This is a genomic window from Rhizobium sp. 10N427 (genome assembly GCF_056394605.1).
Map to the genome: position 1 here is coordinate 752,985 of NZ_JBFTID010000001.1, position 20,070 is coordinate 773,054.

The 20,070-nt window shown below is 63.6% G+C and carries 21 protein-coding genes; 9 read left to right on the forward strand and 12 right to left on the reverse strand.

What is annotated here, in order from left to right; translation table 11 throughout:
• Nucleotides 1-51: 51 nt before the first annotated feature.
• The 9 genes from AC1DIJ_RS03285 to AC1DIJ_RS03325 all read right to left on the reverse strand — a co-directional run bounded on the left by AC1DIJ_RS03285 (nucleotide 52) and on the right by AC1DIJ_RS03325 (nucleotide 9,192).
• Complete coding sequence (locus tag AC1DIJ_RS03285) at nucleotides 52-669, reverse strand: TerC family protein (RefSeq protein ID WP_112388880.1); 618 nt, start codon at nucleotides 667-669, stop codon at nucleotides 52-54.
• Between the two features lie 140 nt (nucleotides 670-809).
• Nucleotides 810-1,112, reverse strand: coding sequence for a hypothetical protein (locus AC1DIJ_RS03290; RefSeq protein WP_112389057.1), 303 nt, complete (start codon nucleotides 1,110-1,112; stop codon nucleotides 810-812).
• A 120-nt stretch (nucleotides 1,113-1,232) separates the two neighbouring features.
• Nucleotides 1,233-1,343, reverse strand: a complete 111-nt coding sequence (gene cydX / locus AC1DIJ_RS03295; protein ID WP_112388881.1) for a cytochrome bd-I oxidase subunit CydX — start codon at nucleotides 1,341-1,343, stop codon at nucleotides 1,233-1,235.
• 12 nt (nucleotides 1,344-1,355) lie between these two features.
• Complete coding sequence (cydB, locus tag AC1DIJ_RS03300; RefSeq protein WP_112388882.1) at nucleotides 1,356-2,507, reverse strand: cytochrome d ubiquinol oxidase subunit II; 1,152 nt, start codon at nucleotides 2,505-2,507, stop codon at nucleotides 1,356-1,358.
• Nucleotides 2,508-2,512: 5 nt separating this feature from the next.
• Nucleotides 2,513-4,093, reverse strand: coding sequence for a cytochrome ubiquinol oxidase subunit I (locus AC1DIJ_RS03305; RefSeq protein WP_112388883.1), 1,581 nt, complete (start codon nucleotides 4,091-4,093; stop codon nucleotides 2,513-2,515).
• Between the two features lie 72 nt (nucleotides 4,094-4,165).
• Nucleotides 4,166-5,857, reverse strand: a complete 1,692-nt coding sequence (gene cydC, locus AC1DIJ_RS03310; RefSeq protein ID WP_112388884.1) for a thiol reductant ABC exporter subunit CydC — start codon at nucleotides 5,855-5,857, stop codon at nucleotides 4,166-4,168.
• Complete coding sequence (gene cydD, locus AC1DIJ_RS03315; protein ID WP_112388885.1) at nucleotides 5,854-7,557, reverse strand: thiol reductant ABC exporter subunit CydD; 1,704 nt, start codon at nucleotides 7,555-7,557, stop codon at nucleotides 5,854-5,856. The genes cydC and cydD overlap by 4 nt, the downstream gene beginning before the upstream one ends.
• A gap of 4 nt (nucleotides 7,558-7,561) precedes the next feature.
• Nucleotides 7,562-8,134 carry a GbsR/MarR family transcriptional regulator gene (locus tag AC1DIJ_RS03320; RefSeq protein WP_112388886.1) on the reverse strand — a complete coding sequence of 191 codons (573 nt, stop codon included), beginning with the start codon at nucleotides 8,132-8,134 and terminating at the stop codon, nucleotides 7,562-7,564.
• A gap of 131 nt (nucleotides 8,135-8,265) precedes the next feature.
• Nucleotides 8,266-9,192 (reverse strand): dihydrodipicolinate synthase family protein, encoded by a 927-nt coding sequence (locus tag AC1DIJ_RS03325; protein ID WP_112388887.1) that lies wholly within the window; start codon nucleotides 9,190-9,192, stop codon nucleotides 8,266-8,268.
• Nucleotides 9,193-9,346: 154 nt separating this feature from the next.
• Here AC1DIJ_RS03325 and AC1DIJ_RS03330 point away from each other — a divergent pair, with 154 nt between their 5' ends.
• The 6 genes from AC1DIJ_RS03330 to AC1DIJ_RS03355 are packed head-to-tail and all read left to right on the forward strand — an operon-like array spanning nucleotide 9,347 to nucleotide 14,123.
• Nucleotides 9,347-9,826, forward strand: a complete 480-nt coding sequence (locus AC1DIJ_RS03330; protein ID WP_112388888.1) for a DUF2938 domain-containing protein — start codon at nucleotides 9,347-9,349, stop codon at nucleotides 9,824-9,826.
• A gap of 14 nt (nucleotides 9,827-9,840) precedes the next feature.
• Entirely contained in the window at nucleotides 9,841-10,599 is a 759-nt protein-coding gene (cobF, locus tag AC1DIJ_RS03335; RefSeq protein ID WP_112388889.1) for a precorrin-6A synthase (deacetylating), read from the forward strand.
• Between the two features lie 56 nt (nucleotides 10,600-10,655).
• Nucleotides 10,656-11,999: a precorrin-3B synthase gene (gene cobG / locus AC1DIJ_RS03340; protein WP_112388890.1), complete on the forward strand. Its 1,344-nt coding sequence runs from the start codon at nucleotides 10,656-10,658 to the stop codon at nucleotides 11,997-11,999.
• Nucleotides 12,000-12,001: 2 nt separating this feature from the next.
• A complete protein-coding gene (locus AC1DIJ_RS03345; protein ID WP_112388891.1) occupies nucleotides 12,002-12,634 on the forward strand; it encodes a precorrin-8X methylmutase in 633 nt (210 codons plus the stop codon).
• A complete protein-coding gene (locus AC1DIJ_RS03350) occupies nucleotides 12,631-13,362 on the forward strand; it encodes a precorrin-2 C(20)-methyltransferase (RefSeq protein WP_112388892.1) in 732 nt (243 codons plus the stop codon). Before AC1DIJ_RS03345 ends, AC1DIJ_RS03350 begins: the two co-directional genes overlap by 4 nt.
• On the forward strand, nucleotides 13,359-14,123 hold the full coding sequence (locus tag AC1DIJ_RS03355; RefSeq protein ID WP_112388893.1) for a precorrin-3B C(17)-methyltransferase: 765 nt from the start codon (nucleotides 13,359-13,361) through the stop codon (nucleotides 14,121-14,123). Before AC1DIJ_RS03350 ends, AC1DIJ_RS03355 begins: the two co-directional genes overlap by 4 nt.
• On the opposite strand, the gene AC1DIJ_RS03360 is transcribed toward AC1DIJ_RS03355, so the two are convergent.
• Nucleotides 14,087-14,857, reverse strand: coding sequence for a cobalt-precorrin-6A reductase (locus AC1DIJ_RS03360; protein WP_112388894.1), 771 nt, complete (start codon nucleotides 14,855-14,857; stop codon nucleotides 14,087-14,089). The genes AC1DIJ_RS03355 and AC1DIJ_RS03360 overlap by 37 nt on opposite strands.
• Between AC1DIJ_RS03360 and cbiE the strand changes: the two genes are divergently transcribed.
• A complete protein-coding gene (cbiE, locus tag AC1DIJ_RS03365; RefSeq protein ID WP_112388895.1) occupies nucleotides 14,856-16,094 on the forward strand; it encodes a precorrin-6y C5,15-methyltransferase (decarboxylating) subunit CbiE in 1,239 nt (412 codons plus the stop codon). The genes AC1DIJ_RS03360 and cbiE overlap by 2 nt on opposite strands.
• On the forward strand, nucleotides 16,091-16,855 hold the full coding sequence (gene cobM / locus AC1DIJ_RS03370) for a precorrin-4 C(11)-methyltransferase (protein WP_112388896.1): 765 nt from the start codon (nucleotides 16,091-16,093) through the stop codon (nucleotides 16,853-16,855). Before cbiE ends, cobM begins: the two co-directional genes overlap by 4 nt.
• Here the strand turns inward: cobM and AC1DIJ_RS03375 are convergent.
• Nucleotides 16,852-17,664, reverse strand: coding sequence for a TIM barrel protein (locus AC1DIJ_RS03375; protein ID WP_112388897.1), 813 nt, complete (start codon nucleotides 17,662-17,664; stop codon nucleotides 16,852-16,854). The genes cobM and AC1DIJ_RS03375 overlap by 4 nt on opposite strands.
• Before the next feature lie 156 nt (nucleotides 17,665-17,820).
• Complete coding sequence (locus tag AC1DIJ_RS03380; protein WP_112388898.1) at nucleotides 17,821-18,849, reverse strand: LacI family DNA-binding transcriptional regulator; 1,029 nt, start codon at nucleotides 18,847-18,849, stop codon at nucleotides 17,821-17,823.
• 135 nt (nucleotides 18,850-18,984) lie between these two features.
• Here AC1DIJ_RS03380 and AC1DIJ_RS03385 point away from each other — a divergent pair, with 135 nt between their 5' ends.
• Complete coding sequence (locus AC1DIJ_RS03385; protein WP_112388899.1) at nucleotides 18,985-20,070, forward strand: fatty acid desaturase family protein; 1,086 nt, start codon at nucleotides 18,985-18,987, stop codon at nucleotides 20,068-20,070.

Sequence of the window (20,070 nt, forward strand, 5' to 3'; positions counted from 1 at the left end):
GCGGACCGGCTTTCGCCGATCCGCCTGATGTCTCTTTTCAAAGAAAGCCTGTCAGCCGGCCAGATAGGGCCAGACCTCAAGTGCACCGCGATACATCATGTCGAGCGCGACGTAGAGGATAATAGCCAGGCCGACATAGGCGATCCAGCGGTGCTTGGTGAGCAGGCGCGCGATGAAGTTTGCGGCAATACCCATCATGGCGATCGACAGGGCGAGACCGGCGACGAGGACCGTCGGGTGTTCGCGGGCAGCTCCGGCAACAGCCAGCACGTTGTCGAGCGACATCGACACGTCAGCAATGACGATCTGGCTGGCGGCCTGCCAGAAGGTCTTTTTCGGCTTGCCCTCGGCGGCCTCAAGCGCGCCTTCGCCTTCCGCACCATGCTGCGAACGCAGTTCGCGCCACATCTTCCAGCAGACCCAGAGCAGCAGCAGACCACCGGCGAGCAGCAGGCCAACGATGGCGAGCAGCTGAACGGTGATCGAAGCGAAGATGATACGCAGTACGGTAGCGGCCAGAATGCCGACCAGAATGGCCTTCTTGCGTTGATCGGCCGGAAGGCCGGCGGCGGCAAGGCCGATAACGACGGCGTTGTCGCCGGCAAGCACGAGATCGATCGCGATGACCTGCATAAGCGCAGTCAGGCCCGCGGCAGTAAAGATTTCCATGAAAAACGTCCCCCGATGTTCGGAAGCCGAACTAGAGCCCGCAAAACGTTACGTCAACCGGCAATCATCCGGGTCCACGCAAATGTCCCGGATGTGTGTCCTGCCAGTCCCACGCCGGAAATGCGCGGGGAGGCTATCGCCTAATGTTTGAGCTTGATGATGATCTCGCGATATTCGTCGGCGATCGCAATGGCTGCCTTCGCAACGACCGGACTGATGGATTTATGATCAATCGCGATGCGGCAGGTTTCGAAGACGCCGCGCAGCTCATGCTCGATATCCGACAGCTGCGGATATTTCTGCACGAGGAGGTGCGGCAGCAGGCGCGCCTTGTCCCTCATCGGTTTGGAATTGCTGGAGAAATTCAGGTTTTCAGCGATCACGTCCCGGATCGCATCCTCGAGACGCCACGTTGCACCGATCATATCCGTGACTGACACCATGCTACCCCTCTTCTTCAGGCGGGCATATTCCGCCTGAATAATATGAAGCAAGGCTTGTGCCAGCTTTGCGGGATGCCGGGCGGCAATTGTGGCGCCCGGCATCGTCTCAATTCGTGAAGCTCAGGATTTCTTCTTCTTGGCTTCGTCGTCCATCAGCTCATACCACATGGCGTTGAGGACGGCGAAGGCGGCTGCGAGCGGCAGGCCGAGGATCCATGCGAAGTACCACATCGTCTTTCTCCTTTAATAGGCGTGGCCGCTTTTGTCGGTGATGGCTTTTTCATCCACCTTGCCCCACAGCACCTTGTAGACCCAGGCGGTGTAGAGAAAGATGATCGGCAGGAATATTGCCGTGACGACGAGCATGATGAACAGCGTCAGATGGCTCGACGACGCATCCCAGACTGTCAGGCTCGAGCGCGGGTCAATTGAGGATGGCAGGATGAACGGGAACATCGAAACGCCGACCGTCGAGATGATGCCGAAGATCGACAGCTTGCTGAAGAGCAGCGTGGTGACCTCCAGCCGAACCCGCATGCTGAGCAGGGCAAGGGCCGCTCCGGCAAAGCCGCAGGCCGGTGCGATCAGCAGCCACGGATAGGTGCCGTAATTGGCAAACCAGGTGCCGGCATGTTCCGCCGTTTTGAAGAGCGGATTGGAGGGGCCGACCGGGCTGATGTCGCTGGTGATGCGGTAGCCATCGACGCCGACTGCGAGGAAAATGCCGCCGAGCGCAAAGAGCAGGATGGCGGCGAATGCCGCAAGGCTGCCATAGGTCCGGGCGCGCTCGGCAACCGGTCCGCTGGTCTTGAGGATCAGCCAGGCTGCACCATGCATGGCGAGCATCGCCACCGACAGCAATCCGCAGAGCAGCGCGTAGGGGTTCAGCAGCCCAAAGAACGAACCTTCGTAGAATATCCGCATGTCGTCGGCGAAGCGGAAGGGTACGCCCTGCAGCACGTTGCCGACGGCGACGCCGAAGATCAGCGCCGGAACGAAGCCGCCGACGAACAGCGCCCAGTCCCAGTTGCTACGCCACCGTGCACTGTCGCGCTTCGAGCGGTACTTGAACCCGACCGGACGCAGGATGAGCGCGAAGAGGATCGCGAACATCGCCAGGTAGAAGCCCGAGAAGGAGACGGCGTATAGTGGCGGCCAGGCGGCGAAGATGGCGCCGCCGCCGAGGATCAGCCAGACCTGGTTGCCTTCCCAGGTGGCGCCGATGCTGTTGATGGCGACCCGCCGTTCGGTATCGGTCTTCGCCACGAAGGGCAGGAGCGTTCCGACGCCGAGGTCGAAGCCGCCAGTCGTGGCAAAGGCGATCAGGAGGATGCCGAGCAGCAGCCACCAGATGACGCGCAGCGTGTCGTAGTCGATAAGTTCGTGAAGGATCATGACAATCACTCCGCAGCAGGAACGAGGGTTTCGGAGATCAGCTCGGCTTCCGGCTCGTCATCGGGCTCGGGGCCTTTCTTGATCGCCTTGAGCATCAGGCCCATCTCGATGATGATCAGCGTCGTGTAGAGCGCTGCAAAGCCGATGATCGTCAGAAGCACGGTGCTGGCGCCCAGGCTGGAGACGGCAGCCGCTGTCGGGAGCACGCCTTCGATCACCCAGGGCTGGCGGCCGAACTCGGCAACGATCCAGCCGACCTCGATCGCCACCCATGGCAGCGGGATCGCGAAGACCGCGACCTTGAGCAGCAGCGGATACTTGTCGAGGTGACGCCGGGCCGAAAGCCAGAAGAAGGTTGCCGTCAGCACGATGAAGAACATCCCGAGACCGACCATGATCCGGAACGACCAGAAGAGCGTCGGCACATGCGGGATCGTATCGCGGGCGGCCTGGGCGATCTGCGCATCTGTCGCCTGACGCGGATCGTCGACATAGCGCTTCAGAAGCAGTGCATAGCCGAGATCGTGACCGAGGTCTTCGAAGGAGGTGCGGACCTCCTGCGTCGGCTGGTCCGGTGCCCGGACGGCGCGGATCTGCATCAGGGCGTCATAGGCCTTGATGCCGTCGCGGATGCGGGTTTCGGCTTCTTTCTCCAACTTGTCGATACCGGGGATTTCGGTGGTCAGCGAGCGGGTGCCGATCAGGCCCATCGCCCAAGGAATATGAACGGCGAAATGCGTCTCGCGGGCTTCCTGATCCGGAAAGCCGAAGGCGGTGAAGGGGGCCGGAGCAGGCTCCGTTTTCCACATCGCCTCGATGGCGGCGAGCTTCATCTTCTGGTTTTCCGTCGCCAGATAGCCGCTCTCGTCACCGAGCACGACGACAGACAGCGATGAGGCGAGGCCGAACGAGGCGGCGACAGTCATCGACCGCTTGGCGATTTCGACATGGCGTCCCTTCAACAGGTACCAGGCCGAGACGCCGAGCACGAAGATCGACGCACAGACGTAACCGGCCGAGACCGTGTGCACGAACTTTGCCTGGGCGACGGGATTGAACACCACGTCGAAGAAGCTGGTGACCTCCATGCGCATCGTCTGCGGATTGAGCGCCGAACCGACCGGGTTCTGCATCCAGCCGTTGGCGATCAGGATCCAGAGTGCCGAGAAGTTCGAGCCGAGCGCCACGGCCCACGTGGCGACGAGATGCCCGACTTTGGAAAGCTTGTCCCAGCCGAAGAAGAACAGCCCGACGAAGGTTGCTTCCAGGAAGAAGGCCATCAGGCCCTCAATGGCGAGCGGTGCGCCGAAGATGTCGCCGACATAATAGCTGTAATAGCTCCAGTTCATGCCGAACTGGAATTCCATGACGATGCCGGTTGCGACACCGATGGCGAAATTGATGCCGAAAAGCGTGCCCCAGAATTTCGTCATCTGCCGCCAGATCTGGCGGCCGGTCATGACATAGGTGGTTTCCATGATGGCAAGCAGCACGGAAAGCCCAAGCGTCAGGGGTACGAATAGAAAATGATAGAGCGCGGTCAGCGCAAATTGAAAGCGCGATAGCGCCACTATGTCGAGTTCCATTATCTTTCTCCCACGGTCCCACGCGGTATCAAGAGTTCCACGGGCGCCGGCCGGCGCCCGCAGTCATGCCGCTCAATCCGGCCGCAGCCGGTTCAGAGCCTTTTCGAACGCCGCCTCTCCACGGCGCGAAATTTCGACGATGCACCCATCCGCAATCACCGCGATGATATCGGCGATTGCCGCCTCCCGGCGGATGTGGCAGGCGATGACCACGGCGTGGCCGGATGCCTTTTCGGCAAGGCGGCTCATCACGTCGCGGGCGGTTTCGCCATCCAGGCCCTCTGTCGGCTCGTCGAGCAGCCAGAGGGATGCGTTGCGGAGAAACAGCCGGGCAAGCGCCAGGCGGCGCGATTGCCCGCCGGACAGGCCGAGCCCGCCCTCTCCAAGTTTCGTGTCGAGCCCTTGCGGCAGGGCATCGATGATGGTGAGCAATCCGGCAGCCTCGAGAGCATCGCGAAGCTGTGCCTCGCTGGCCGAGGGATCGGCGATCAGGAGATTGCCGCGGATGCTGTCGGCGAAGAGCTCGGTGCGCTGCGTCAGCAGCGTCGAATCGGTGATCACCGCACTTCCGCCTTGCGGCTGCAACTCGCCTGCGAGAAGCGCCAGGAATGACGACTTTCCGGCGCCGCTGGAGCCGATGAGCGCCAGCGTCTCGCCAAATTTCAACGTAATCGTTAGCTTACGAAGGGCTAGCTTCCCGGCCCCGTCGTGAGCGATTGCAACATCTGTCAGCGCAAAGGCAATGCCCGTTTCCGGTGCGCCATGTCCGGTCGTCCGATCCGCCGTGGTCAGACGGTCGCCGACGCGGCGTGCAGCAATGAGGGTGCGCCCAAGCTCGATGGCGCCGCGGCGTAGGGCGGCAAAGGGCTCGATGGCGGCGAAGGCGACCAGCAGGCCGAGGGCGGCAACAGGCGCGCCGATGCTCCCTGTCCCCGCAAGGGCGGCGACCGCCAGCAGCGATCCGGCGAGCAGCAGCGAGGAGGTCAGGCCGAAGCCGAAGCTGACGGCGGTTTCGATCCGGTTCAGACGGTCGTCCGCCACCGAGATATAGGCATCGGCAGTGACAACGGCCGCAGATTGAGCGTCCAGACGCCCGGCCATCAGCAGGTCCATTTGACCGGCGACGAGATCGATGACGCGGCCGCGGACCGCCTCGACACCATGCATGCGGCGGCGTGCGGATTTCGCGGCGGCGCGGCCGGCGAGGTAGGGAATGCCGAGCCCGGCAAGCAGGAGGATCAACCCGGTCGCGGCGCCAAACAGCGGATGGATCATGCCGAGCGCCAAGCTTGCCGCGATCGCGGTGCAGATCGCAACGGCAGCGGGTACGAGGACGCGCAGATAGAGGCCGTCGAGTGCGTCGATATCGGCCGTCAGGCGGAACAGAAGCTTTGACGGCCGGGCTGCGAGATTGCGCGCCGCGCCGTCCTTCGCCCAGCCGCGAAACATGCGCTCCCGGAGCGCCGCCAGTACCGATAGCGTCGCATCATGGGTCGTCATCCGCTCGCCATAGCGCGAGAAGGTACGCCCGATCGCCAGCAGGCGGATACCAGCCGATGGCGCGAAAACGTCGAAGGTGACGGCCGTGGCAACGGATAGTCCGGCAATCGAGGCGGCGGTGATGAACCAGCCGGAGAGGCCGAGAAGGGCGATACCGGCCAGCACCGTCAGCGCCGACATCAGCGCGCCGATCAGCAGGCCGCGGCGCCGTTCGGCGATAAACAGGTAGACGACGGGTTTAAGATCACCGAGGCGCGTGTTCATTCCGCTGCCTCCCGAAGCGTTTCCGCGCCGATCGCGATCACCCGCTGCATGCGAGCGGCAAGCCGCGGATCGTGGGTGGCGACGACAAGCGTCTTGCCCTTGGCGAGGTGGATGAGGCTTTCGGTGATATCCGCCGCTGTCGCAGCATCGAGATGTGCGGTCGGTTCGTCGGCAAGAATGATCCGGATGTCGGGATTGCAGGCGGCGCGGGCGATGGCAAGCCGCAGTGCCTCGCCACCGGACAGGCCGAGCCCGCCTTCGCCGAGCGGGCGCTTGCCGTAAGCCGCCGCGACTTGGTCGAGCTTGGCGGCACGGAGTGCCTCATCCGCCTTGGTGCCGGCGCGGCCGAGCGTAACGTTGCCCGCGAGCGAACCAGCAAAGATATGCGGCTTCTGGCCGATCCAGGCGATATGGCGGCGCCAGTCGCCCGCTTCGCCGAGCGGCAGGCCGCCGATGCGGATTGCACCGTCCGAAACCGGAGCAAGGCCGGCAATCATCGCAAGCAAGGTCGATTTCCCGCTGCCGCTGGCGCCGAGCAGGGCGACATGCTCGCCCTGCATGATGCGACAGCTGAACGCTTCGATGGCCTGTGGCTTGCCGGCAGCGTAGCGGAAGCCGGTATCGGCAAGTTCGATATCGAAACGCGTGGTTTGTTTGCCGGCGGCTTCCGGAACGATATCGAGCCCCCCGGTTGCAATTGCCTCCAGTGCTGAGAGCGCGGCTTCGCCGCTGGCGCGGTCGTGCCACACCGACGAGAGATCGCGCAGGGGCTCGAAAAAGGCTGGAGCGAGCAGCAGCAGGAACAGGCCGGTGGTTAGATCGAGGCCGCCGGTCCAGGCGCCGAAGGTTATTTCGCCGAGCAGGCTGAAGCCGACGTAGACAGCGAGCAGCGCAACGCCGAGCGCGGCAAACAACTCCAGCACCGCCGAGGAGAGAAAGGCGATCCGCAATACCGCCATCGTCCGGGTCTTCAGATCATCGGCATCGGCGCGCAGGCGGCTTGCCGTCCGATCGACGGCGCCGAGCGCACGGATCGTCGTCAGGCCGCGCAGCCGGTCGAGAAGGAAGCCGTTCAGCCCGCCGGTCGCGGCAAGCTGCTTTTCGCTGGCAGCCTGGGCGCGCCAGCCGATCAGGGCCATGAAGAGCGGGATCAGCGGCATGGCGATCAGCAGGATGAGTGCTGCAATCCATGAAATCGGGAATATGCAGGCGAGTATCGCCAACGGCACGGCCGTCGCCTTGAAGCGCGCCGGTTGGAACCGGGCAATATAGGGCACGATCAGTTCGGCCTGTTCGCCGATGACGCTGGCCGCTTCGCCGGATGCCGGCCGCGCGGGATCTACAGGCGAGCGGCGCGCAAGCGCTTCTACCGCGGCGGCGCGGCGCTTGCTGAGTTCGGCGCGGGCGGCCTTGAATGCCAGGCGGCCACCAGCCGCGTCAAGACAGCTCTTGGCGATGCCGAGAATGACGATGAAGAGTGCCGGCCACAGCACGGCGTCGAGCCCGCCGCCACTGGCGATCCGGCCGACAGAAAAAGCGATGAGGGCAGCCTGGGGAATGAAGACGAGGGCGCCTGCTGCCTGCAACAGCGCGGCGGCCTTGGAACCGGGTCTGTTTTTGCCGACACGCTGTCTGCGACGGCCGCGCTTTTGCGCGCCCGGTTCTGGCTCGTCATTCGCGTCTAAGAAAGCACTCCCCATGGCGCTAACTCTTGTTCGCAGGACGGCGGCCGCGGCCGAGCGAAATCACCCGGTCCTTGGCTTCCAGAAGCTTCGTAACTTTTGCCCCCAGAGATAGTAATGTTGCGAGGCGCTCGGTTTCAAGTTGTTTTACGTCTTCGTACCAATGCGTCAGCTGCTCGATCAGCCCATGCATTTCACCCATGCGCTGCTGGGCATATCGCTCGTGGTCACTGGCCGGCCGCTGCATGAGAATTTCGCGCAGTACGGAGAGGGTCGGATCGACCTCGCGCTTCTTGCGCTCTTCGGCAAGCGTACGCAGGATCAGCCAGACGTCGTCAGGCGTCGAGAAGAAATCCCGGCGGTCATCCGGCTTGTGCTTCATCAGCACGAGGTTCCACGCCTGTAGCTCGCGCAGGCTCATCGACACGTTCGAGCGTGAGATGCCGAGCGCATCGACGATGTCTTCGGCGCAGAGCGGCTCGGGCGAGACGTAAAGCAGCGCGTAGATCTGGCCGACGGTGCGGTTGATCCCCCAGCGCGAGCCCATTTCGCCGAAATGCAGCACGAAGGATTGAACGAGTGGTGGAAGGTTCATGACGGTGATTTCCGTAATGTCTGTGATTTCAGAAATTTCTGAAATCACTATATTCCACTTTTCGCTCCGCACAATCGGCGGCACCCGCCTGCGTCAATTTGGTCAGAGATGCGTGTAAGCCGTGTGACGGCCTAGAACGCGGCGCGCTTGTCGTATCTGGCGAGGCGCGAGAGGAGATAATCGACCTCGGCCTTCGCCTTGTCGCTGATCACGCTCGCTGGCTTCCGCTGGGCGTCGCTGGCGATCGCGCCGCGCTTCTGCAGCACATATTTGCGCACGGCAAGGCCGACGCCCTGCTGCTGCTCGTAGCGCACCAGCGGCAGATGGGCGTCGAAGAGATCATGCGCCTCGTCGCGCCTGCCTTCCTGCTGCAGACGGACGACATCGGCGAGCATGTCGGGGAAGGCATAGCCGGTCATCGCGCCGTCAGCGCCGCGTTCCAGCTCGAAATCGAGGAACAGCCCGCCATTGCCGCAGAGAATCGAGATATCCCGCATCTCGCCGGCCTTGTGCGCGGCGCGCAGCTTCGAAATCTTCTCCAGCCCCGGCCAGTCCTCATGTTTGAGCATGACGCAGGAGCGGTGATTGTTAACGATCTTCTGGATCACACTAGGCGTCATCACTACGGTCAGCGTCAGCGGATAGTCCTGGATGACGAAAGGAATGTCATCCCCGATCGCTTCGACCGCCTGGGCATAATAGCCGATGATCTGGTCGTCGGTGCGCAGCGAAGGCGGCGGGGCGATCATCACCCCGGCGGCGCCGAGATCCATGACGCCGCGGGCAAGCGAACGCATCGCCGCAAAGCCCGGCGCCGAGACGCCGACGATGATGGGCACGCCGGCGCGGCCGACGACCTGGCGGGTGATCGCCAGCGATTCCTCCGGCTCCAGTTTCGGCGCCTCGCCCATGATGCCGAGAATGGTCAGGCCGGTGACGCCGCATTCGAGATAGAAATCCGTCAGGCGATCGACCGAGACCGTATCGAGCCGTCCATCCGGATGAAATGGCGTGGCGGCGATGGCGTAGACGCCCTTGGCGGTATGGTCGAGCTTCATCTGGATCCTCCTCGTTTTGCGCGAGCTTAGGCAGGCCATGAAGGGTGATCAACCGAAATAGCCGTTTTGCTCCATCAATGACGTCGGGCTCTGTTGCAGGCGGAGCCTGCCGCCGTTAAGACGGTAAGGGGTTCTCACATCTGGATATTCTCACATGTTCGATATCATCTGGCGCGGCATCGTGATCGGCATCGGTGCGACCGTTCTCATGGACATCTGGGCGATCGTTCTGCACCGCTTCTTCGGGCAGAGCGCCGCCAACTGGGCGCCGGTCGGACGCTGGTTCTACCACCTGAAGAACGGCAAGGTGTTTCACGACAGCATCGCCAACGCCGCGCCCTACGAGCATGAACTGGCGCTCGGCTGGATCAGCCACTACGTCACCGGCATCGTCTACGGTCTGGCGCTTGCGATCATCATGGGCCCGGCCTGGCTCGCAGAGCCGACCTTCATCCCGGCCTGGATTCTCGGTATCGTCACCGTCGGTGCCGGCTGGTTTCTGCTGCAGCCCGGTCTCGGCATCGGCTGGGCGGCGTCGAAGACGCCGAACCCGGCCAAGGCACGCGCCATGAACCTGATTGCCCACACGGTCTTTGCGATCGGGCTTTATGGGACGGCGCTTTTGATCCGCTAGCGGCCGGAGGCGTTATGAGACAGATCTTCGTCATCGGCATCGGGACCGGCAATCCCGATCATGTGACCATTCAGGCGATCAACGCCATGAAGGGCGCAGACCGCGTCTTCATCCCGACCAAGGGAGCGAAGAAGGAGGAGCTTGCGAGCGTACGCCGCGAGATCTGCGAGCGCTATCTCGATGCGGGAAAGACGAAGACGATCGAGTTTGCCGTGCCGCAGCGGCAGACCGAGGGAAAGAGTTACGTCCAGAGCGTCGATGAATGGCATGCGGCCATCGCTGCGACTTATGCCTCGATGATCGGCGATCTCGGCGAAAACGAAGCCGCGGCCTTTCTGGTCTGGGGCGATCCTAGCCTCTATGACAGCACCCTGCGCATCCTCGAGCGGATCCGTGGCAGCGTCGCCTTCGAGGTGACGGTCATCCCGGGGATCACCAGCATCCAGGCGCTTGCCGCCAGCCACAAGATCCCGGTCAATCTCGTCGGCAAGCCGGTCGAGATCACCACCGGGCGCCGGCTTGCCGACGAGGGGCTGACTGCCGACAGCACCGTCGTGATGCTGGACGGCATTCAGGCGTTTTCGCAGATCGACGATCCGGATGCGGAGATCTTCTGGGGGGCCTATCTTGGCACTGCCGACGAAATCATCCATTCCGGCCGTCTCGGCGACGTTTCGGACGAGATCGTCAGAATGCGTGCCGCGGCGCGCGAGCGGCATGGATGGATCATGGATATCTACCTGCTGCGCAAGGGGCGCGACTTCGAGGTGTGAGCGGCTTTGCCGAGCGCGCCGTCATCCTGTAAGGACAGGTGATGGAAGGGTGTGCCATGGCTGCGGCCGGTAACAGACAATTGCAGGATGTGGTGGTTGGCGGGCTTCGACGCGGCGCCTGCCCGACGCTTGCCGCGCCAATGCAGACCGGCGACGGCCTGCTCGTCCGCCTGCGCCCGGCCGGCGGCGCCCTGACCGTTGCACAGCTCAAGGCGCTGGCAAGTGCGGCGGCATCCTGTGGCAACGGCATCCTTGAAATCACCGCCCGCGGCAATCTGCAGGTCCGCGGCTTGCGGGTGGATAGCGTCGCCACGCTAGCCTTGGCGATCGATGCCGCGGGCATCGTGGCTCCGCCCAGTCCCGCAATCGAGCTTTCGCCGCTGCATGGCATCGACAGCGCGGAACTCGGCGATGCGGCTGCGCTGGAAGCGCAGTTGCGCAGCACTCTTGCCGGCAAACTGCAATCAGCCGATATCGCGCCCAAGCTTGCCATCCTGGTCGATGGCCGCGGCGTTTTCTGCCTTGATCATCTGAGCGCCGATATCCGCATCGTCGCACTTGCCGGTCACGACTGGCTGGTGGCAGTCGGCGGTACCGCACTGACGGCGCGGCCTGTGTTTTCAGGTGGTATCGACGGGGTAGTGGCTGCCGTCGGTTACATCCTCGACATCCTGATCGCGACCGGCCGCCATAGCCGCGCCCGCGATATCGATATCGAAACGCTGCGCGCAGCCTTTCCCGAGGCTCCGCAGTCCATATCCTTTTCACCGTCTCGTACACCGGTACCGGGCATTCTCGCCTTGCCGGATGGAAGGGCCATTCTCGGCCTGCGACCGCGATTTGGCCAGATGCGAGCAGATGCGCTGACGGCCTTCCTGGCGGATCTTGCCGATGACATCGAGACCCGGCTGGCGCCCGACCGGCAGCTTTTTCTTACCGGCCTTGCCGCGGCAGACGCAGAGGGGCTCAGAGTTCGCTCGGGCGACTACGGCTTCACCGCCGACCCGCTCGATCCATCGGCCAATATCGCGGCTTGCGTTGGTGCTGGCGCCTGCGCATCGGGCTTCTACGACACGCGAAAGCTTGCCGCCCGGATCGTCGATACCGCTCCCGATTTGCTGGATGGATCTCTGACGGTGCATCTGTCCGGCTGCGCCAAGGGCTGCGCCTATCCGCAGGCGGCGCTGACGCTGGCTGGACGCGGAAATGCCTATGCCTTTTCCCTGAACGGCAAAGCTGGTGACCCGCCGGATGCAACGATTGCTGGCGGCGGGATCGAATCCGCTATAGAGAGGCTCGCCCAGCTTGCCGGAACAGAACGGCGGGCCGGAGAAACGGCGGCTGCCTGCCTTCATCGGCTTGGCGCCAGCACCATCGCGAAAGCGCTGCAACAGGACTAGGGATGCCAGACTACGATTACATCCGCGAGGGAGACGCGATCTACGAGCGCTCGTTCGCGATCATCCGCAACGAAGCCGATCTGTCGCGATTTGCGCCTGACGAGGCCGATGTGGCGGTCCGCATGATCCATGCCTGCGGACTGGTGGAAGCGGCTGCACATTTCGACTTCGCGCCCGGTTTCGTCCAGGCGGCCCGCGCGGCCCTGCAGTCGGGCGCGCCGGTTTTCTGCGATGCGGAAATGGTCTCCCATGGCATCACCCGCGCCCGGCTTCCGGCGGGCAACGAGGTGATCTGCACGTTGCGCGATCCGCGCACGCCCGATCTAGCCAAAGCCAAGGGAAACACGCGCTCGGCAGCGGCGATCGAACTCTGGCGCGACCGGCTGGGGGGCAGCGTCGTCGCGATCGGCAATGCACCGACGGCCCTCTTTTATCTCCTGGAATTGCTTCGTGACGGCGGCCCGAAGCCTGCGGCCATCCTCGGCATGCCTGTCGGCTTTGTCGGCGCGGCGGAATCCAAGGATGCACTGGCCGAGAATTCCTATGGCGTGCCCTATGCGATCGTGCGCGGCCGGCTTGGCGGCAGTGCGATGACGGCGGCTGCGGTCAACGCGTTGGCGAGGCCCGGACTATGAGCGCTCCCGGCCGTCTGATCGGCGTCGGCACCGGACCGGGCGACCCGGAATTGCTGACCATCAAGGCCGCTAAGGCGATCGAGGCGGCTGATGTCATCGCCTATTTCGCCAAGCAGGGGCGGAGCGGAAACGGGCGTGCCATCGTGCAGCATCTGATTTCCGCAAGCGCCGAGCTTCTGCCGCTTTATTATCCTGTCACCACCGAGATCGATAAGGGCGAGGCGGCCTATCAGAGCCAGATCACCGCCTTCTACGACGCGTCGGCCGCAGCCGTCGCCGCCCATCTCGATGCCGGAAAGACCGTCGCCATCCTCAGCGAAGGCGATCCGATGTTCTATGGTTCCTACATGCATCTGCATGTGCGGCTGGCGCATCGCTATCCGGCCGAGGTGATCCCCGGGATTACCGCCATGTCCGGCTGCTGGTCGGTCGCGGGCATGCCGATCGTCCAGGGTGACGACGTGCTGTCCGTTCTTCCGGGCACGATGGCGGAAGCGGAACTGACCCGCAGGCTGGCCGACACGCAGGCCGCCGTCATCATGAAGGTCGGCCGCAATCTGCCGAAGATCCGGCGGGCGCTGGAAGCAGCCGGCCGGTTGCGAGAAGCCGTCTATGTCGAGCGCGGCACGATGGCCAATGCGGCGATGATCAAGCTCGCCGAACGGCCGGATGGCGAAGCGCCGTATTTCTCGCTGGTTCTCGTGCCCGGCTGGGAGTCGAACCGATGAGCGGCAGGCTCTATGTGATCGGCACCGGCCCGGGCAATCCGGACCAGATGACCCCGGAAGCGGCACGCGCCGTTGCCGTCTCGACCGATTTCTTCGGCTATGGTCCCTATCTCGACCGCATAGCCTATGAGCCGCACCAGACGCGCCACACCTCCGACAATCGCGAGGAGCTGGACCGTGCCGCGGCCGCGCTGACGATGGCGGCAGAGGGCCGGACGGTCTGCGTCGTTTCCGGCGGCGATCCCGGTGTTTTCGCCATGGCTGCCGCTCTTTGCGAGGCGATCGACAAGGGTGATCCCGCATGGCGCGCCGTCGATCTCGTCGTTCTGCCCGGTATCACCGCCATGCTGGCGGTTGCTGCGCGCACGGGCGCGCCGCTCGGCCACGATTTCTGTGCCATCTCGCTGTCGGACAATCTGAAGCCTTGGGAGATCATCGAAAAGCGGCTGGCGCTTGCGGCGCAGGCTGGCTTCGTGATTGCCCTCTATAATCCGATCAGCAAGGCGCGGCCCTGGCAGCTGGGGCGGGCCTTCGAGCTGTTGCGCCGGGAGTTGCCCGGCACCACGCCCGTCATCTTCGGGCGAGCGGCCGGAAGGCCTGATGAGCGCATCGTTGTCCAGCCGCTCGCGACTGCCGACGCGGCGGTTGCAGATATGGCAACCTGTGTCATCATCGGCTCGCCGGAGACCCGCATCATCGCCCGGAACGGCAAATCCGATCTTGTCTACACGCCACGCTTCATGGCCGGAGGAAGCCGGTGATCGATCGCCGCCAGCGCCTCGCCGACAGTCTCGACCGTCTCCATGGCGGGTGTTGCGGCACGGCCGATCATGAAGACGTCGATCCCAAGAACGCGCGCCGCCTCGATCTTGGCGTAGGTGGCGTCACCACCACTGTTCTTGGCGACGATCGCATCGATCCGATATTCCCGAAGAAGCGCCAGTTCGGCATCGAGCACGAAGGGGCCGCGATCGAGGATGAAGGTCGCATTGCCCAGCGCCAGAGGCGGGGTCACCGGATCGACGCTTCTGACAAGATAGAAATGATGCGCCGCCGCCTCGGCCGCATGCGCCTCCTGGCGCCCGGTGGCCAGAAAGACGCGGCGCGGTACGATGCCCAGCGCCGCAATTGCGGCCGGGATGGTAGAGAACTGGATCCAGCGATCGCCGGGCTCTTCGCGCCACTGCGGACGGCGCAGCGCAATGGCCGGAACGGCGGAGGTCCGCGCAGCCTCGGCGGCATTTGCCGAGATCCGCGCGGCAAACGGGTGGGTCGCGTCGACAAGCAGATCGAATTTTCCCTCGGCAAGGAATGCCGCGAGACCTTCGGTGCCGCCGAATCCGCCGATGCGGACAGAAACCGGCTGTGTGGACGGATTTTCGGTTCTTCCGGCCAGCGACAGCAGAATATCGAGCCCGTCACGATCGCGAAGGGCGGCCGCCAATGCGCGCGCCTCGCTCGTCCCGCCCAAAATCAGAACCCGGTATGCCGCCATGTCTGATCTGCCATCCCGATCCGAAAAGCCCTGGCTGACCATTATCGGTATCGGCGAGGATGGTCCAGATGGACTGGGCGATGAGGCGAAACGTCTGATCACAGGCGCGCCGGTGGTTTATGGAGGGGCGCGGCATCACGCGCTGATGGACGGCTTGATCTCCGGTGAGCGGCGGGTCTGGCAGAGCCCGTTCGAGGTCTCCGTCGGAGACATTGTTGCGCATAGGGGCACGCCCGTCGTCGTTCTCGCATCGGGCGATCCCTTTCTCTACGGCGTCGGCGCAACGCTGTCCCGGCGGATCGGTGCTGGCGAGATGCGTGTGATCCCGGCGCCTTCGGCATTCAGTCTTGCCGCATCGCGGCTTGGCTGGCCGCTGCAGGACACCGCGGCAATCTCGCTCCACGGCCGCCCGGTAGAGCTGATCCTGCCCCATCTGCACGACGGGCGCCGGATCATTGCGCTGACCTCCGACGAGAATGGCCCGGCAGCCATCGCGGCGCTGCTGACCGGTATCGGCTTTGGCCGCTCCCGCATGACCGTGCTGGAAGCCCTCGGCGGCGAGCGAGAGCGCGTTCGCGCGAACACCGCGGCCGAGTTTGCGCTTCAGGGTATCGATTCCTTGAATGTCTGCGCGATCGAGGTCGTGGCGGACAAGGCTGCCCGCATCATCTCCTTTGCAAGCGGCCTTGACGATGCGTTGTTCGAGCATGACGGCCAGATCACCAAGCGCGAGATCCGCGCGGTGACGCTGTCTGCGCTGGCGCCGCGCCATGGCGAATTGTTGTGGGATATCGGCGCCGGATCCGGTTCCGTCGGCATCGAGTGGATGCTCTGTGACCCTTCGCTGAAAGCGATCGCCATCGAACAGTCGCCGGAACGCGCCGCCCGCGCAGCGCGCAATGCAACGGCGCTTGGCGTGCCGCATCTGGCCCTTGTCGAAGGTGCGGCGCCCGCTGCCCTTGCCGGCCTGCCGGAACCGGATGCGATCTTCATCGGCGGCGGCGGAAGCGAGCCTGGTGTCCTTGAAGCGGCGATCGCGGCCCTGAAGCCCGGCGGCCGGCTGGTTGCCAATGCCGTGACGCTCGAGATGGAGGCCTTGCTACTGTCGGAATATGCAAAACGCGGCGGCTCGCTCACCCGCCTCGATATTTCCCGCGCTGCACCTGTCGGCACGATGAGCGGCTGGCGGCCGGCCATGCCCGTCACGCAATGGCGCTGGATAAAGGATCAGGAATGACCGTACATTTCATCGGCGCCGGGCCAGGTGCCGCAGACCTCATCACCGTTCGCGGCCGCGATCTGATCGCGAAATGCCCGGTCTGCCTCTATGCTGGATCGATCGTCTCGCCGGGACTGCTGCAATATTGCCCGCCCGGCGCGCGGATCGTCGATACCGCGCCGATGTCGCTCGACGCGATCGAGGCGGAATATCTGCGGGCTGCCAGTGCCGGCGAGGATGTCGCCCGCCTGCATTCCGGCGATCTCTCCGTCTGGAGCGCTGTCGCCGAGCAGATCCGCCGCCTGGAAAAGCACGGTATCGGCTACACGATGACGCCGGGTGTTCCGGCCTTTGCCGCCGCCGCCTCTGCGCTCGGCCGTGAATTGACGATCCCGGCGGTTGCGCAGAGCCTTGTGCTGACGCGCGTCTCCGGCCGCGCATCGCCGATGCCGAATGGCGAAACGCTGGAGAAATTCGGGGCGACGGGCTCGACGCTCGCCATTCACCTGGCGATCCATGCGTTGCCGCAGGTCGTGGCCGAGCTGACGCCCCTTTATGGCGCCGATTGCCCGGTTGCGATCGTCGTCAAGGCATCTTGGCCGGATGAGCGGATCATCCGCGGCACGCTTGGCGATATCGAGGCGAAGGTTGCCGCTGAACCGATCGAACGGACGGCGATCATCTTCGCCGGTCCGTCCCTGTCAGCAAGCGACTTCCGCGAGAGCTCGCTCTACGATCCCGCCTATCAGCGCCGCTTCCGCGGCCGCGAAACGCTCTAGACTGCCGACGCGAGGTAATCCATGCTATGGCGCAGCGCCGCGGCCGGGTCCTGCAAGCCGTGGACTTCCGGCGAGAAGGGCTCAAAGGAGCAGGGACCAATGTATCCCGCCTGCAGCAGCGCACGCACCTGACCGGCATTGTCGAGCCGATCGGCTGACGTCACCAGAACCCGGTGCGGATCGCGCATGTCCGATACCGTCACCTTGGCATCGTCGACGCCGGAGATGTGGATCAGCCCGGTGAGATCAGCGAAGATCGCGGCCTCGCCGGCAAGGTGATGATGGAACGTGTCGTGCACCAGCTTGAAGCTGCCTTCGGCGCCGAGCTCACGGATCGCTTTGGCTGCCTCCGTCTTCGAGCTCAGTGAGCAGATCTCGAAGCCGAGCGGCTCAACGAGACCGATGACCCCAGCGGCATCCAGCATCGGCTTCAGGGCAGTGAGTGACTGGCGCAGATTGGCCTGACGTGCGCCATCCTCGCGGCCGGTGCCGTCATTTTTCGGCACCAGCACCAGTGCCTTGGCGCCGCATGCTGCGGCATAGTCGATGAGTTCCCGGGCTTCGGCGGCGCGGGTGTCGTTCCACTCGTTGAAGCGCTGCAGGGCGTTGATCGAGATGATCGTCACGCCATGGCGGGCTGCCGCCGTCTTGATCGCCGACGGCTGCGTTCCGTCGAGAATGGCGTTTCCATCGAGGTCGTTACGGATCTCAACCGCATCGATGCCGAGGCTCTTTGCCAGCGCGAAGAAATCGTCGATGCCAAGTTTCGGCGCGGCCATATGGTTCAGCGCGTAGCGAATGGATGTCATGTGTGGGTCCTCCCGGGGCGCGCTTGCGGTGCGCAAGTGCGGATCAATGGTTGATCGAATCTCTACCTGAAATTCGAAGCGCCGCTAGCGGCAGAAGGCCATGCGTCCCTATCATCTGTGATAGAATTTCAACCGAAATGATGGAATTCTATCATTCTAGATATTCTCGGGGATATAGATCTCGAGCGGCAGAAAAGTCTGGCCGGCGCTCCCCGCTTCCCCGGTTTCGATTGCCGTGGTCATCTGGGTAATCAGCTCGCGGCAAAGTGCCGGCAGCGGCGTGCTGATCGCCATGGTCACCGTGCCATCCATCAGACCCTCCTTGCTCTCGGGGACGAGCTCGTTGACGATCAGCGCCACTTCGCCGGTGCGCTTCTCCTCGCGTATCGCCGCAATCGCTCCCTCCATGCCGCCACCGCAGACATAGAGGCCGGCAAGATCGGGATGTTTCTGCAGCAACGTCGACGTCGCTTCGTGGGTGATCTCGACAGTATCGAGATTGATCAGTGTCTCCAGCAGATCGAATTCCGGCGCCTCCTCGCGGAAATAGGAGCGGAAACCCATTTCGCGCAGCTCATGGCCATGGAAGCGATGGCTGCCGACGAAGCAGGCTACCTTTCCGGGTTTCCGGGCCGTGCGGGCGATCGTCCAGGCTGCCGAGCGCCCGACCTTGCGGTTGTCGAGGCCGAGATAGCCGGCGCGCACGCCCTCCGCGAAGTCGGAAAGGACAGTGAAAACCGCAATACCCTTCTGCTTCAGCTCCTCGACGGCGGCCGTCACCGCCGGATAATCGGGCGCCACCATGGCCACCGCCTGATTGCGGGCGGTCAGGCTCCTGAGCTTCTCGATAATGGCGGCAGGGGTGGAGGCGGCGGGATAATCGATCTGAACCTGCAACCGTGCCGTGGTGCAGGCCGCAGCCGCAAGCTCGATCTCGCGGGCAAAGGCCTGGTAGAAGGATTGCGTCGGCTTCTGCAGCAGAAAGGCCAGCTGATAGCGCGGCAGGTCCTCGAACACCCGCTGCCGGATGAGGCCGACCGCGTGGTAACCGATCGATTGCGCTGCGTCATAGACCCGGCGCGCCGTCTCCTCGCGCACCTTATGCCTGCCGTTCAACACGCGATCGACGGTCGCGACACTGACGCCGGAGCTGCGGGCGAGATCGGAAATGGTTGGCCGGCGCATCGTTCTTCCTGATGGATTCCATCACCAATGAAAGTCAGTCGTGATGTGTTTTGATAGAATATATCAAGACTGCATTGAGCCCGGCGCAAAGTCAACTTAACCTTCATGGCGGCCAAGGAGCGGCGGGAGGCAAGAATGACCGAGACGATGAAACGCGATTATAGCCTGCTGGGCGAGAGCAGCCGCCGGGCGGTTGAGACAGGGCTTGCCGCGGCCGAATGGTATCACACCGAAGTGTCGCGCAAGGAGATGAAGGCGCTGATGCAGCGCTCCGATGCGGCGGCGATCCGCGACACGGTCATCTGGCTCGGCAGCATGGTGATCTTCGCCGGTCTCGGCATCTATTTCTGGGGCTCTTGGCTCTGCGTACCCTTTTTCCTCGCCTACGGCGTGCTCTACGGCTCGGCGTCCGACAGCCGCTGGCACGAGTGTGGTCATGGCACGGCATTCAAGACGCGCTGGATGAACGACGCCGTCTATCAGATCGCCTGTTTCATGATCATGCGCAATCCGGTGACCTGGCGCTGGAGTCACACCCGCCATCACACCGATACAGTCATCGTCGGCCGCGACCCTGAAATCGCGGTCATGCGCCCGCCGGATCTCTTCCGGCTGATCCTCAATTTCTTCGGCATTCTCGACGCCGGATATGCCGTCATCGATATGCTGCGCAACGCCTTCGGTGTCATCAGCGCGGCCGAGAAGACCTTTATTCCGGAGATGGAACAGTCGAAGACGATCCAGGTGGCGCGCATCTGGCTGGCGATCTATCTCGTGACCATCGCGCTGGCGGTCTATCTGGGCTCGTTCCTGCCTTTGATGCTGATTGGTCTGCCGCGTCTCTACGGTGCGTGGCACCATGTGCTGACCGGCCTGCTGCAGCATGGCGGCCTTGCCGACAATGTCATCGATCACCGGCTGAACAGCCGAACCGTCTACATGAACCCGATCAGCCGCTTCATCTACTGGAACATGAACTATCACGTCGAGCATCACATGTTCCCAATGGTGCCCTATCACGCGCTGCCGCAGCTGCACGCGATGATCAAACACGATCTTCCGGTGCCGAACGCCTCGATGTGGTCGGGCTACAAGGAAATGATCCCGGCCTTCCTGCGCCAGCTGCGCAACGAGGACTATTTCCTGAAACGCGAACTGCCGCAGACGGCACGGCCCTATCGCGAGGAGTTCCACGGCGAGCTCGCCCCCGCCGCACAATAA